At 37.5% G+C, this 14,874-nt stretch carries 14 protein-coding genes; 8 read left to right on the forward strand and 6 right to left on the reverse strand.

Annotated elements, in window-relative coordinates; translation table 11 throughout:
* The first annotated feature begins 97 nt into the window (after positions 1-97).
* The 3 genes from rpmA (at position 98) to FRZ67_RS07850 (ending at position 2,309) form a co-directional block, all read left to right on the forward strand.
* Positions 98-364, forward strand: a complete 267-nt coding sequence (gene rpmA / locus FRZ67_RS07845; protein WP_147189018.1) for a 50S ribosomal protein L27 — start codon at positions 98-100, stop codon at positions 362-364.
* 75 nt (positions 365-439) lie between these two features.
* Entirely contained in the window at positions 440-571 is a 132-nt protein-coding gene (locus FRZ67_RS23760; protein WP_262713662.1) for a hypothetical protein, read from the forward strand.
* Between the two features lie 79 nt (positions 572-650).
* Positions 651-2,309, forward strand: a complete 1,659-nt coding sequence (locus tag FRZ67_RS07850) for a DNA polymerase/3'-5' exonuclease PolX (RefSeq protein WP_147189019.1) — start codon at positions 651-653, stop codon at positions 2,307-2,309.
* A 210-nt stretch (positions 2,310-2,519) separates the two neighbouring features.
* Here the strand turns inward: FRZ67_RS07850 and FRZ67_RS07855 are convergent, their stop codons facing one another.
* Entirely contained in the window at positions 2,520-2,879 is a 360-nt protein-coding gene (locus tag FRZ67_RS07855) for a phage holin family protein (RefSeq protein ID WP_147189020.1), read from the reverse strand.
* A 4-nt stretch (positions 2,880-2,883) separates the two neighbouring features.
* Positions 2,884-4,164: a M16 family metallopeptidase gene (locus tag FRZ67_RS07860; RefSeq protein ID WP_147189021.1), complete on the reverse strand. Its 1,281-nt coding sequence runs from the start codon at positions 4,162-4,164 to the stop codon at positions 2,884-2,886.
* 347 nt (positions 4,165-4,511) lie between these two features.
* Here FRZ67_RS07860 and FRZ67_RS07865 point away from each other — a divergent pair, with 347 nt between their 5' ends.
* Together FRZ67_RS07865 and FRZ67_RS07870 are read left to right on the forward strand one after the other, a co-directional pair.
* A complete protein-coding gene (locus FRZ67_RS07865) occupies positions 4,512-6,686 on the forward strand; it encodes a DUF5916 domain-containing protein (RefSeq protein WP_225975542.1) in 2,175 nt (724 codons plus the stop codon).
* A 191-nt stretch (positions 6,687-6,877) separates the two neighbouring features.
* The gene (locus FRZ67_RS07870) at positions 6,878-7,717 is read left to right on the forward strand and encodes a cyanophycinase (protein ID WP_147189022.1); all 840 of its coding nucleotides are present in this window, start codon (positions 6,878-6,880) and stop codon (positions 7,715-7,717) included.
* Here FRZ67_RS07870 and bshA read toward each other — a convergent pair whose 3' ends face one another.
* Positions 7,718-8,902, reverse strand: coding sequence for an N-acetyl-alpha-D-glucosaminyl L-malate synthase BshA (gene bshA, locus FRZ67_RS07875; protein ID WP_147189023.1), 1,185 nt, complete (start codon positions 8,900-8,902; stop codon positions 7,718-7,720).
* 369 nt (positions 8,903-9,271) lie between these two features.
* Between bshA and FRZ67_RS07880 the strand changes: the two genes are divergently transcribed.
* Together FRZ67_RS07880 and FRZ67_RS07885 are read left to right on the forward strand one after the other, a co-directional pair.
* Positions 9,272-10,663, forward strand: a complete 1,392-nt coding sequence (locus FRZ67_RS07880; protein WP_147189024.1) for a M20/M25/M40 family metallo-hydrolase — start codon at positions 9,272-9,274, stop codon at positions 10,661-10,663.
* Between the two features lies 1 nt (position 10,664).
* Positions 10,665-11,054, forward strand: coding sequence for a hypothetical protein (locus FRZ67_RS07885; RefSeq protein WP_147189025.1), 390 nt, complete (start codon positions 10,665-10,667; stop codon positions 11,052-11,054).
* 53 nt (positions 11,055-11,107) lie between these two features.
* On the opposite strand, the gene FRZ67_RS07890 is transcribed toward FRZ67_RS07885, so the two are convergent.
* The 3 genes from FRZ67_RS07890 to FRZ67_RS07900 all read right to left on the reverse strand — a co-directional run bounded on the left by FRZ67_RS07890 (position 11,108) and on the right by FRZ67_RS07900 (position 13,474).
* Positions 11,108-12,082, reverse strand: a complete 975-nt coding sequence (locus FRZ67_RS07890; RefSeq protein ID WP_147189026.1) for a YpdA family putative bacillithiol disulfide reductase — start codon at positions 12,080-12,082, stop codon at positions 11,108-11,110.
* Positions 12,083-12,380: 298 nt separating this feature from the next.
* Positions 12,381-12,683: a hypothetical protein gene (locus FRZ67_RS07895; RefSeq protein ID WP_147189027.1), complete on the reverse strand. Its 303-nt coding sequence runs from the start codon at positions 12,681-12,683 to the stop codon at positions 12,381-12,383.
* Positions 12,684-12,694: 11 nt separating this feature from the next.
* Positions 12,695-13,474, reverse strand: coding sequence for a hypothetical protein (locus FRZ67_RS07900; RefSeq protein ID WP_147189028.1), 780 nt, complete (start codon positions 13,472-13,474; stop codon positions 12,695-12,697).
* A 156-nt stretch (positions 13,475-13,630) separates the two neighbouring features.
* On the opposite strand from FRZ67_RS07900, the gene FRZ67_RS07905 reads away from it, so the two are divergent.
* Positions 13,631-14,764, forward strand: coding sequence for a DUF3667 domain-containing protein (locus tag FRZ67_RS07905; RefSeq protein WP_147189029.1), 1,134 nt, complete (start codon positions 13,631-13,633; stop codon positions 14,762-14,764).
* Positions 14,765-14,874 lie beyond the last annotated feature (110 nt).

Genomic DNA, 14,874 nt, shown 5'->3' on the forward strand with positions numbered 1-14,874 from the left:
TTTTGTGACTGCTGATGCAGTAATTTATTTTTATAAATTATGTGTATAAGCAAATATCAAAATATCGAAATCAATAAATTTTTAAAATCATTTTTATATGGCACACAAAAAAGGTGAAGGCAGCGTTAAGAACGGACGTGATTCACAAAGCAAACGTCTCGGTGTGAAAATATTTGGTGGACAACCTGCTATATCCGGCAACATTATTTTAAAACAAAGAGGTACTGTTTATCATCCCGGCAAAAATGTTGGAGTTGGTAAAGACTTTACTTTGTTTGCATTAACGAATGGTGTTGTTGAATTCAAAAAAGGTAGAAATGACAAGACAACAGTGTCAGTTTTACCGGTCGAAATAACAGCGTAAATGTTTTTTTTGGCAGTTATCATAAAGTTTTTTTATTTTTATCCAATATTTACTAACCATTAAATTTTAAAAACAATGGCAACTGCAAAAAAAGCTGCAAAAAAAGCTGCTCCGAAGAAAGCTGCAAAGAAAGCTGCTCCTAAAAAAGCTGCAAAGAAAGCTGCTCCTAAAAAAGCTGCAAAGAAAGCTGCTCCTAAAAAGAAGTAGTCTTGTCGCTTTCAAAAGCACAATAGATTTAAGTCCCGGATTTATTCCGGGACTTTTTTATTTTACAGAACTTTACATTATGGATAATTATGCTATCGCTGACAACTTCTCTTTGCTTGCTAAAGTAATGGACATACATGGAGAAAATAGTTTCAAAACAAAGTCTTATTCATCTGCTGCTTTTACCATTGAGAAATTACCTGTAGAATTATCATCATTGCCTGCGGATAAAATATTCGGCATAAAAGGAATTGGTGAAACGATTGGCAAAAAGATTATAGAGCAAATGGAAACAGGAAGACTTGCTTTGCTTGATGATTTTATTGCCAAAACACCGCATGGCCTCATGGAAATGCTTGCTATCAAAGGGATTGGGCCGAAAAAAATTGCTGTGATATGGAAAGACCTTGAAGTAGAAAGCCTTGGTGAATTATTGTACGCATGTAATGAAAACAGGCTATTACTGTATAAAGGTTTTGGCGAGAAAACACAACAGAATATAAAAGAAGCCATAGAATTTTATTTAAGTAACCAGGGCAGTTATCTCTATGCACAAATAGAAAAGTATGCAACAGAAGCAGATGCAAAAATGAAGACAGCTTCCCCTTCTTTTATGTTTGAACTTTGCGGTGATTTTAGAAGGCATCTTGAGATCATTGAAAAAGTAGAATGGGTTACAACAGCAGATCCAAAAACATTACGTGACTTTTTTACAACGAATGAATATGAAGTCGTTTCATCAGCAGAAACAGAATCGCAATTCAAAGGAAAAGAAAATGTGTTGCTGGTGTTTTATCATACAACGAAAGAGAAATTTTATCAAACACTTTTTGAGAAAAGTTGTGCTCCCGAATTCCTGGAAGCATGGGTCTCAAAAAATAATTTCAATGATACTTATAATTCCGAAGACGCCATTTTTGAAAATGCAAATGTTAAAATTATACCTCCGTACTTAAGAGAGTCAAAAGAAATTCTTACTAAACAATTGCCTGTTGTAATACAGGATAATGATATTACTGCCATCATTCATAGTCATAGTAAATGGAGTGATGGTGCAAATACAATTGAAGAAATGGCTGTTGCTGCAAAAGAAAAAGGTTTGCAATATCTTGTTATTAGTGATCACTCCAAAACTGCATTCTATGCGCAAGGTTTAACGGAAGATAGATTGATAGCACAACACAAAGAAGTAGATGAACTGAATAAAAAATTAGCGCCATTTAAAATATTTAAAAGTATTGAATCAGATATTTTGAATGACGGAAATTTAGATTATACTAACGAAGTGCTTGCCACATTCGCTATCGTTATTGCATCGGTACATTCCAATTTAAAAATGAAAGAAGATAAAGCGATGATGCGTTTGATCAATGCTATTGAAAATCCTTATACAAGTATTCTTGGTCATCCAACGGGCAGGCTATTACTAAGCCGAAATGGTTACCCTGTAGATCATAAAAAGATCATTGATGCATGCGCCGCCAACAATGTGGTTATTGAATTGAATGCACATCCCAAACGACTCGATATAGATTGGCGCTGGATCCATTATTGTCTTGAAAAAAATGTTCTCATCTCCATTGACCCCGATGCACACAGCATAGAAGGCTACCACGATATACATTACGGTGTACTGGCTGCCCAAAAAGCAGGTGTGACTAAAGAAAATAACCTGAGCAGCTTTTCTTTGGAAGCATTTGAAGCATTTTTAAAAGTTCAGCAGGCAAAAAGGAAATAAATACTTGTTTACAGGCTGTTTTTTTATGGCAGCGGTTGTTGCGTCGTATTTTTGTACTGCTGAGCATAAGTCAAAAGTAAAAAGGCAAAATTCAAACCATGAAGGCATTTTTACTTTTTAATTTTGAATTTTTAGTTTGAGGAACATAGTTCTGAAAGTACAAGTGAGTGACACAACCGGCGATGCCATAATAACCCTCTGCCCGCTACATTATTTTTCTTCTTTCTTATTTGTGCCCAACAAACTTTCTATTAGTGCTGTAGTTAAGGAGAGTAATATGCTAAACAGCAACGCATCCCACCAGCCATCTACTTTAAAACCGGGCACAATATCTGAAGCCCATTTAATGATTAGGATGTTGATGACAAGCAGGAACAATCCAAGTGTAATAATGGTAAGTGGTATAGTGAGTATAATAAGGATTGGTTTTACAAAACTATTGAGTAAGGCAAGTACAAGTGCAAGCAAAATGGCCGTAACACTATCAACAATAGTTACGCCGGGCAACAAGTAAGCTGCTATAATTGCAGCGCATGCGGTAACCAATAATTTGCCAATGAATTTGCCCATAGTTTTAAATTACGGTTAGTTCATAAAACGCATCTTCTACCAAATACTTTTGCGCAAGCTGCATAATTTCTTCAGCACTTATTGTTTTGATCGTTTCAATGCTTTTATAAAAGTACGCGTCTGTAAGATTATTGAGTACATAATTTTTCCAGCGGGCAATTATTTGAAAAGGCCCGTCAAGATCACCAAGAATAGAGCCGATCATATAGTTACGAACAAGATGCAGTTCCTGTTCCTCAACTAACTCTTCGCGCAATATTTTCATTTCTTTAAATACTTCTGCAACCGTAGCTGCACAAACATCGCGACCAGCCTCTGTACTCACAGCCCATGCGCTTTGCTGCAAATGATTTTGCAAATAACTGTGAATTCCATAAGTGTAGCCTTTGTCTTCACGAATATTGCTCATAAGCCTTGAGCCAAAGAAGCCACCGAAAATGTTATTCAGTACCTGCACCTTTATAAAATCAGGGTGATGCCTGTTGGGGAAAGGCCTTGCAATTCTTATGGCGCCCTGCACACCATTTGGATCATTGATAATATTGTGTTTCTTTTCTGCAGCAGGTTTTGCAACATGCTCAACCATTGGCATAGTTGCAGCATTCAGTGGAAGCTTACCAAAAACATTATTGAGCTGTCCCTGTATATCCGTAGGTAGTTTACCTGCAACAAACAAAATGCATTTGCCTTCGGTATAATATTTTTTATAGAACCGGAACAGTTCATCTCTTTGTAATGCATCATATTCTTCGGCTGAACTGTATTTGCCGTAAGGATGATCAATGCCATAGAGCAATTCATCAATAATACGCCCACCAACAAAATCACATTTCTTCAGGTTTACTTCCAGCTTTTGTTTCTGGTTCTTTTTATAAATGGCCAGTTCCTCTTCCGGAAAAATACTTTCGGTAAATAATTCTGCTACAACCGGCAGCAGTTTATTGATGTGTTTATTTAAACAATGGAGCGTTACTGTAGAAGTCTCATTATAACAACTGCGGTTGAGATACGCACCGTAATATTCAAAATGATCATTAATGGCAAATGCGGATTTATTCTTTGTGCCATTCTTCAGCATATAATTGGTAGTTGCAGCAACTATGTTTTTATCCTCATACCAGTTGCCCGCATAAAAAACCCACTCCACCATTAATACGTCCTGCTCACCCGCATCAATAGCATAAACAGGTACACCATTATCTAAATTAAATTGTGTACATGGTTTTAACTTAAGATCAAGTTGTACTGCATCAAGTATAGGTGGCTGCTTGGTTCTTTCAGGCATATATTGTTTTTATCAGGGCAACAAAATTAAGTGAATGACATAAGAGGCTATTTATTTTTTTGTAACCAGCATACGTATTTTATGGCATCGCCTGTTGTGTCACTCACTTGTACGTTCGGAACAAACTTGAACAAGTTAATGCGTTCATAACGTTTACACGTTATTTCCATGGAATGACCTGCGAACCTGAAAACACGTGAATTGCTGCAACAATTTCTGCTGCACAAGTGTGCGACGCAACCATGTACAATCAAAGCGCTTCAGGCCGGCTTATATAAATCCCTCATTTTTTATCAGCATTACTTAACTTGTGAACTTTCTTTTACAGCATAAACCAACCGATCGCTTTGAAAAATCTTCTTACTGCTTTTTTTTGCTGCTCTACTCTTATTTCATTTGCGCAAAAAAAGAACAGCGCTTATCAACTGCATATTAATAAAGCAACTTCGCCTGTAATCGTAGATGGATCAATGGATGAGCCTGCGTGGCTGAATGCAGAAGCAGCCAAAAATTTTTTTATGGTACTGCCTATGGATACAAGCCATTCAAAAGTTTCCACCGAAATACGCATGACATATGATGATCAGAACATCTATATAATTGCCGTATGTTATCTTATAAAACAGGCGCCTTACATGGTAGAATCACTCCGTCGCGATTTTACTTTTGGCAAGAATGATAATTTTATTTTCTTTCTCGATCCCTTCAATGATCTTACCAACGGGTTTACGTTTGGTGCAAATGCTGCAGGTGCGCAATGGGATGGCATGTTGTACGAAGGTGGCAAAGCAGATCTTAACTGGGACAACAAATGGATCTCCGTTGTAAAGAATTATCGTGATAAATGGATCTTTGAAGCAGCTATCCCGTTCAAGTCTATGCGCTATAAAAAAGGTAATACAACATGGGGTATAAATTTTAGCCGGCTTGATATTACTGTGGCCGAAAAGTCAGCATGGGCGCCGGTTCCAAGGCAATTTCCTACCGCATCACTTGCCTACACCGGCGATCTTTTATGGGATGCACCACCGCCTGAAACCGGTGGAAATTTTGCCGTAATTCCTTACGCATTGGGTGGCGTTTCAAAAGATTATGACAACAATTCCAAAGCTGTTTACAGAAAAGATATTGGTGCAGATGCAAAGATCGGTTTAAGCTCCTCTTTGAATTTAGATCTTACAGTAAATCCCGATTTTTCTCAGGTAGAAGTTGATAAACAGGTTACCAATCTTGATCGCTTCGAATTATTCTTTCCGGAGAAAAGACAATTCTTTTTAGAGAATAATGACCTCTTTGCAAACTTTGGTTACACAAATATTCGCCCCTTCTTTTCAAGAAGAATTGGTTTGGGTGTTCCTATAAGTTTTGGTACAAGGTTAAGCGGCAGCCTTGATAAGAACTGGCGTATTGGGTTAATGGATATGCAGACTAAACATGACAGGGAAGTTGGATTACCTTCTCAAAACTTTGCTGTGCTTGCACTACAGCGCAGGGTATTCGCAAGGTCAAACATAAGGTTCATGTTTGTAAACAAACAATCACTGAACTACGAGCCAGGCAAAGACACTACCAAACCATCGTATTCTTTGTACAACAGGAATATTGGCATCGAATACAATCTTGCTTCTGCAAATAATGTATGGACCGGAAAAGCTATGCTGGTAAAATCTTTTAGTCCAGGCAAATCTGATAAAGATTTTACACATGCTGCAAACCTGCAATATACCAGCAGGCACTGGACGCTTTCATGGCAGCATGAAATAGTGGGCAATAATTACAATGCAGAGGTTGGTTATGTACCACGCAGAAATTATGTAAAAATTAATCCTGTTGCAGGTTATCTTTTTTTTCCAAAAACGTATGGAAAAATTTTGAGTCACGGGCCAAAGCTTAGTACGACGTATTATTACAACAATGATCTGCGGCATACCGATGATGAGACATATTTTGTTTATACTTTAAACTTTCGCGATCAAAGTATTGCAGATGCATGGGTAGCGCATGATTATGTGGAACTTTTGCAGCCATTTGACCCCACCAACAGCAATAAGGATACGTTGCCTACAGGTTCAAAGCATAGTTGGAAAGCGTATGGTTTTGATTATTTCTCCAAACCACAACACCTCTTTACATATAATATCTCCGGCAGGTTTGGCGGTTATTATGCAGACGGCACAAGACTTAACATCAGCACAGATATTGGTTACCGCATTCAGCCTTATGCAAGCATTACACTCAGCACGAGTTACAATCATATAAATATGCCACTGCCCTGGAACATAACAGATTTCTGGCTGGTGGGTCCACGCATCGATGTTACGTTTACAAACAAACTTTTTTTTACAACCTTTGTACAATACAACAATCAACAGAAGAATATAAATCTTAATACAAGACTGCAATGGCGTTACAGGCCTGCAAGCGACCTGTTTCTTGTGTACACGGATAATTATTATCCTGCGCCATTATCAGTCCGTAACAGAGCCTTTGTGTTGAAGTTTACTTATTGGTGGAACAGCTAACCTGGTGAGTGGTCGATGGTGAATGAATTAACTTAGCTAAATACTTACCACCCACAACCGACAACTCATCACTCACAAATTGTATGTTACAAGCTGCATTGCTACTATGCAGTTTTGTTGTGCCACTCACTTGTACGTTCTTATCTTTATTCGGCACACAAAACCTGCCTTTGTAATATCAACTAATTTTTATGTATAAAAAATTATTCATCTTTATAGCAGCATGTTTATTTTTTTCAGTTGCATTGCATGCGCAAAAAGGAAGCCTTTTTATTATTGGTGGCGGCTACCGCACCAAATCATTAATGCAGGAAATGATCAATACTGCACAATTAAAAAATACAGATCACATCGCTATATTGCCTATGTCAGGTGCAGAACCTGATACTTCTTTTTTCTACATCAGGCAGGATCTTGATTCTGTGTGCACAAATACGGTTTCATTTCTAAATTTTACAAAAGATAAGGTTAATGATAAAGAATGGCTTGACTCTCTAAAAAATGCAAAACTTGTTTTCATTACCGGCGGCGACCAAAGCCGGTTTATGAAAGCAGTATGGAACACACCAGTTTACAATGCTATTCATGAAGCTTATAATAATGGTGCTGTTATTGCAGGAACCAGCGCCGGTGCTGCAGTTATGAGTAAACATATGATTACAGGCAACCAGCTACGAGGCGATACTGTTTACCATGCTACATTTGACAGGTTATGGAAAGGCAATATAGAGTTTGAAGAAGGATTGGGCTTACTCGATTCTATCATCATCGATCAGCATTTTATAGTACGAAGCCGTTACAACCGTATGATCTCTGCATTGGCAGCATTTCCTTCTTTTACTTGCATCGGCATCGATGAAGCAACTGCGATAATTGTACACAACCACACAGTAAAAGTTGCAGGTGAGAGCCAGGTTATAGTAATGCAAAAACCACAAGGCATTATCTATGATGAAAAAGGTTTGATAAAATTAAAAAATGCCGATATCAGCATTTATACAACCGGGGACAGTTTTATAATTGGAAAGTAATTATCGTATCACAACATCAGTAGTTTGTTGCTTTGTTTCCATAAGTGATTTTTCAGCACAATCCATTGTACAAAAACGGCTGTATAATTTTTCATACAGAGGCACAATATTATTAATATCGTAACGCACAGCCTGGTTGTAAGCACCTTCTTTTAATTTTTCTAATAATTCATTGTTGCTGAGTAATTCAATAGCCTGCTGTGTCATTGTTTCTACGTCACCAACATTGGCAGTGAAACCTGTTTCTCCAAAAATATTTACTTCAGGTAAGCCCCCTGCATTCGTACTTATGACAGGCACTCTTGCAGCCATTGCTTCCAGTGCAGCTAAACCAAAACTTTCATATTCTGAAGTAAGCAGAAACAAATCAGACACCAATAATATTTCTTCTATCTGCTCCTGTTTACCCACAAAGCGCACATCATCCTGCACACCCAGTTCTTTGGCCAATACTTCCATCGGTGAACGCTCAGGCCCATCTCCTATCATCAGCAATTTAGCAGGCATTGCTTTTCTTACACCCGCAAATACTTTTATTACGTCCTGCACTCTTTTTACTTTTCTAAAGTTGGATGCATGCACCAAAACTTTTTCGCCGTGCGGTGCAATTACTTTTTTAAATGCATCAATAGGTTTCTTACTAAAACGTTTTACATCAACAAAATTGTAGATTACTTCTATCTCTTTTGTTATGCGAAAAGATTTATACGTTTCTTCCCGCAAATTCTGGGATACCGCTGTAATTGCGTCACTTTCATTGATAGAGAAAGTAACCACAGGCTCGTAGGTCTTGTCTTTACCTACCAGTGTTATGTCTGTACCGTGCAGCGTAGTAATAAAAGGAATTTTACCACCTTCTTTCTGTATAATCTGTTTGGCCATATAGGCAGCCGAAGCATGTGGTATAGCATAATGTACATGCAGCAGATCCAGCTTATGATTTTTTATTACATCAACCATAGTACTTGCCAGCGCTATCTCGTAAGGTGGGTAATCAAATAACGGGTAAGTAGGCACACGCACTTCATGATAATAAATATTTGTATTGAAGACATTTAATCTTACCGGTTGCTGGTAAGTAATAAAATGAACGCTGTGTCCTTTATCGGCCAATGCTTTACCCAGTTCTGTTGCCAGTACACCACTTCCGCCAAATGTCGGGTAGCAAACAATCCCTATACGCATGTCATAAAGTTTGAGACTGCAAATTAACAACCATTTATTCATTTGGTTTTACCTTTTATCCAATCCCGAAAACAAACAACATTTGCTTAACTTGGCGGCGGGAAAAAAATTAGCAGCAAGCAGTGAATGATGATTTTTTACCGGCAGCAGTACTTATGGCATCGCCGGTTGTGTCACTCACTTATACGTTCGGAACTCTGAGATGCAAGCGACGAGTTTTGAGCTATGAGCTTCGGGCAAAACGCAATGGCTCAACGCTAACAGCTCAAAGCTCATAGCTATTCTTCAGTACAAGCGTGCGACGCAACGGAAGCTTAATTTTTATTCCTTAGCTTAGTTCATAAAAAAATTGACCTTAAAATAATACAGATGAGAAAATTATTGATCGTACTAATGGCATTTCCATTTTCAGTGATGGCACAAACAAAATATGAAGGTAGTTTAAGTGATTCTGCATTTATAAAAATGATCTCGGATAATATCCTGGTAAGCAGGTCATCATACGATAACCTTTACAACCTTACCAAAAAAGTTGGTGGCAGGCTTGCGGGCTCTCCACAAATGGTAATGGCAGAACAATGGGGTAAAAAAGCAATGGAAACTGCCGGCGCTGATAAAGTGATCATGCAGGAATGTATGGTGCCTCATTGGGTGCGTGGTGGTAAAGACAAAGCTGCGATAATGTATAATGCTGCAGGAAAAAAACAAACCTATCAGCTGAATACACTTGCATTGGGTAATTCACTTGGCACAGGTGCAAAAGGTGTGGAAGCACAGATCATACGTGTAAATAATTTTGATGAACTGGAGCAAAAAAAAGACCAGTTAAAAGGTAAGATCGTTTTTTACAATGTACCATTTGAAGAAACTTTTGTTCAAACTTTTCGCGCCTATGGAAAGAATGTTATATACCGTGCTATTGGTGCAAGCCGTGCCGCAAAATATGGTGCTGCAGCGGTTTTGGTAAGATCAATGACACATGCCATGGATAATAATCCGCATACCGGTTCATTAAGATATAATGATAGTTTTCCCAAAATTCCTGCTGCTGCCATTGGTTTGAAAGATGTGGCAAAACTTGATTCTTTACTGGATAATAATATTGCTGTTACTGCACAATTATTTACGTATGGTAAACAACTACCCGATACTATTGGCCATAGTGTTATTGGTGAATTAACAGGCAGCCAATTTCCCAATGAAATAATAACAGTCGGCGGCCATCTTGATAGCTGGGATGTAAATGAAGGCGCAACAGATGATGGCGCCGGTGTAGTGCAAACAATAGAAATATTAAGAGCATTCAAGGCCTTGGGTTACCAGCCAAAACATACCATACGTTTTGTATTATTTGCAAATGAGGAAAATGGTACAAGAGGCGGAAACAAATATGCTGAAGATGCAAAAGCCAATAATTTGAAAATGATCTTTGCGCTGGAAAGTGATGCCGGTGGATTTACACCAAGAGGATTTGGCTTTACTGCAAATGATACAGTGTGGAACAAAATTTATGCATGGAAAAATTTATTTGAACCTTATGGTTCTGATAAATTTACAAGAGGCGGCGATGGTACAGATATTGAACCGCTAAATGAAACATTTAATACGCCGGTTGCAGGTTTAAGTCCCGATACACAACGCTACTTTGATGTGCATCATGCAGCATCTGATGTATTTGAAGCAGTAAACATCCGTGAGTTAAAGCTAGGCGCAGTTAGCATGGCAGCTTTGTTGTATCTTGTAGATAAATATGGTTTATGATATGAAAAAGAAAATATTACGTTACACACTCCTGATCCTGGTAATTGGATTAGGGCTTTTTATCTACTACCATTTTTACTGGGAATTTGGCCATGGTACTAAAGCTGGTGTACTTAATGCTTTTATGAAGAAGGGTTATATCTTCAAAACCTATGAGGGCAAGATCATACAAAGTGGTTTTAAAGCGAATGTACAAAGCAATGAATTTGAGTTTAGCGTAGTTGATGAAAAAGTAGCGCAGATATTACTTGCTAATTCAGGCCGTGAAGTAGAATTACGTTACAAAGAATATTTTGGAGCACTACCATGGCGCGGTATGCAAAAATATATTGTTGACAGCGTATATGAAATAAGAAAAGGGCCCAATGAAACTGTAATAAGTCCTAAATAAAATATTTATAATAAAACTTTTTTCAGTAAAGCTGCATCATACATAATGCAGCTTTATTTTTCCTGCATTGCAAGAATATTCTTAATTATTTTATCTGCGTGCTCTCTTGAATTTTCAATAAACCATTTATGCGTATCCATGCCACCGCACACAACGCCTGCCAGATAAATGCCCTTATTATTTGTTTGCATTGTTTCAGGATCATATGATGGACGAAGACTCTCATCATTAGATAATTCAATACCGATCTTTCGCAGGAAATCAAAGCCTGGTCTATATCCCGTCATAGCAATAACAAAATCATTCGCAATAGTTACAGGACCATCTTTTGTTTGAATATCCACTTCATTTTTTCTTATTTCAATAACCGAAGCACTGAAATAAGCTTTTATACTTCCTTCCGCAATACGATTGATAATATCAGGCCTTACCCAATATTTTACTCGTTCGCCAATTTCTTTTTCTCTCACCACCATGGTTACTTCAGCACCTTTGCGCCATGTTTCCAATGCAGCATCTATCGCAGAGTTTTGTGCACCAACTACCAGCACTTTTTGAAATGCGTAATAATGCGGGTCTTTATAATAATGTACTACCTTATTCATTTCTTCACCGGGCACATGCATTAATACCGGGATGTCATAAAAGCCAGTTGATACAATTATATGCTTAGCTGTATAATTATTCTTTGATGTAGTTATTGAAAAAAAATTGTCTTTATTTTTTATTACAGCTTTCACTTCTTCAAACAAATGCACATTTAAACTGAACACCTGTGTTACACGCCTGTAATATTCCAGCGCTTCTGCACGGTTTGGTTTGTTGTTCAAACTCATAAAAGGAACCCCGCCTATTTCAAGTCTTTCCGAAGTAGAGAAAAAGGTCATATTAGCAGGATAGTTATACAGGCTGTTGACCAGACAACCTTTTTCAACAATAACATAACTCAATCCCGCTTTCTTTGCAGCAATGCCACATGCAAGGCCAATGGGGCCTGCACCAATAATCAATATATCATACTCACTCATACGCGCAAATTACATACGGAAACGGAAGTAACATAAAGAAGTTTGAAGAACTAAGTATGAAGAAAATTTTGTATCCGGCTTTATTACTTCTATTGAACTGTTGTTGCGTCGCACTCTTGTACTGAAGAATAGCTATGAGCTTATAGCTGCGAGCCATGAGTCATTGTGATTTGTCCGAAGCTCATAGCTCAAAGTTCGTGGTTTGCTCCAGGTTGCTCCGAACGCACAAGTGAGTGACACAACAGCAGATGCCATGAAAACCTTAGCTGGCATAAAAAGCAATTATCATAATCATGACTTAATAAGCTGTGTACACTATGATGATGCCAACAATAATCATACTTACCATCCCGGTAAAAAATAAAATATCTGCAAGCGTTTCTGAAAGCCTGTTATTTTCCTTTCGTAAAGAGATATAGGAAAACATGGTAGCCGCCAGAAAGATAAAAGTATTTACAGAAAGTATTTCATCAGCATAAGTCAGCAATCCGATCTTCATAACACGAAAGAGCGCAATGATGGTTACACATACGCCGGACATTGTAATAGATCCATTAAAAATATGATCTGCTATGTTCCTGTTCCTGTCTTTACCCAGCATACTAAAATAGTTTACTTATAACTGTATTCTATTCTGCCCACAGGTTGCTTTTCTTTGGTAAAACAAAGTTCTTTTTGTTTTAAACCATTAGGGTTATAAATGTATTTCCATACAAGGTAATCACCTGAGCTTTGCGGCACCTGTATGGCTTGCGTAATTGTTCCCTTGTCATCGTATTCAAAAATAAAATCGGGCAATAGTCTCTGAGCCCTGATATTATACCGTACAATATCTGTTAGATTATTCTTTGTGTTATAGTAATAATAATAAGTCTCAACACGTGTTCCTCTTTTCATCCAGCGTTCTTCTGCTATGTTGCCCACACTATCCTTTATCAGTTGTACAATGGTGGTATCTATATTATTCTTTATAAGCAGCATTCTTGCAGGTGCTGCATTCTCATAGATCCACTGATGCACTTCAATGGCACTATTATTCATAAACGCATCTTCAGTTATAGTGCTAATACTTGCCAGGTCGTTGTTATTGTAACTATAAGTGGTGGTGCTTTTAATTTTATCGCTGCTGTCAACTGTTTTCCTGATCTTATTATTGTTATACTGCGATGTGGAAATTGTTCTTGGGGAGCCGGGATGCTCTGATATTGTTGTAATTACCGTGCTGCCTTCAGACAATTGTTGTGTAAGTGAAAAGCCTTCACTTATGGTACCATCTGCTTCAAAACTTTTTGCAGAAACCTGCTGTACATTGTTATCTTTTAAAAGCTTGTATTGTTTGTTGGTTTGTTTCGTGGTAAGAATATCATTAAAATAATATTGCCCTGATGCCATAACTGTTATTGTAGCACATATCAATAGAAATAGAAGCCTCATCTGGTTATATTTGTTTCAAAAGTAAGCTCTGTAATTTTTATTATGCAAAACATCTTGAAAAGTATGTATTGCTGCATTGACCGAGTTATGTATTTTTAGTCAAATTTTAACAGGGTGTCACATCTAAAGGAAAGAAAAGAAAAAAATTGTTTGAACTGTAATGCAGAAGTACAAGGAAAATATTGCCATATATGCGGGCAGGAAAATATTGAGCCCAAAGAAACATTCTGGATGCTGGCAACACATTTTGCTTACGATATACTGCACTTTGATGGGAAATTTTTTAGTACCCTAAAATATCTATTGCTTAAACCCGGCTTTTTATCGCATGAATATTTGCGTGGCAGAAGAGCAAGTTACCTCCATCCCATAAGAATGTATGTATTCACATCTGCTATCTTTTTCATTATATTTTTTTCGTTCATTGTAAAGCCGGATGAAATTGCAAAATCAATAGGTTCAACCAATAGCCCTCTTTCTGAAGAGCATGTAAATACTTTCAGGGATTCACTATCTGCTGCTTATGCAAAAACTACAGACAGCGTACAAAAACAAAAGATCGAAAAACTATTAAATGCTATTGATTATTTTTCAGAAGATACAACAAATAAGAAAACTGATTCTCTGCACAGGCAGTCGTTAAAAGACACTGCAAAAATAGATCTGAATAATAAAGCTGTCTTCAGGGTATTTGGCGACAAAAACCTGCCCGAAACAGAAAAGGAATATGATTCCATTCAAAATGCACTGCCCAAAGATCAACGCGATGGATGGTTTAAAAGTATTGCAAGCAAATGGGCAATTGGCGTAAATAATAAGTATAAAGAAAATCCGGATGATTTTAAGAAAGACTTTATTGAAAAATTCTTTCATTCCGTGCCGCAGGTAATGTTTGTAACACTGCCATTAATTGCATTATTCATGCAGTTGCTCTACATAAGAAAACGCAGGCAGGTATTTTACGTAAACCATGTAATTTTTTTAACGCATGTATATATTGCACTTTTCATTGGGTGGCTAATAACCTTTGGTATTGGCGGTCTGTACGAAGTATCTGGCTGGGAAATTTTTACCTGGCTTAATTTCCTGGTAGGTACCTACATGTTTATTTACACGCCATGGGCAATGAAAAATTTCTACGAGCAAGGCATTGCAAAATCTGTGTTTAAATATTTTATACTGTTGTTTGCTGCGTTTATATTATTTACCATTGTTTTTGGTGTGTTTGCAATTAAATCGGCGATGTAAAAAGAGCTTTTTATGTACTTAGCTGTGTTACTGCTATGAAGCATTGTTGCGTCGCACACTTGTACTGAAGGTTAAATGTCTGCAATCAGCGGTCAGGCCTCAGCTAAAAA

Origin of the sequence: Panacibacter ginsenosidivorans (genome assembly GCF_007971225.1) — a bacterium.
Taxonomy (GTDB): Bacteria; Bacteroidota; Bacteroidia; order Chitinophagales; family Chitinophagaceae; genus Panacibacter; species Panacibacter ginsenosidivorans.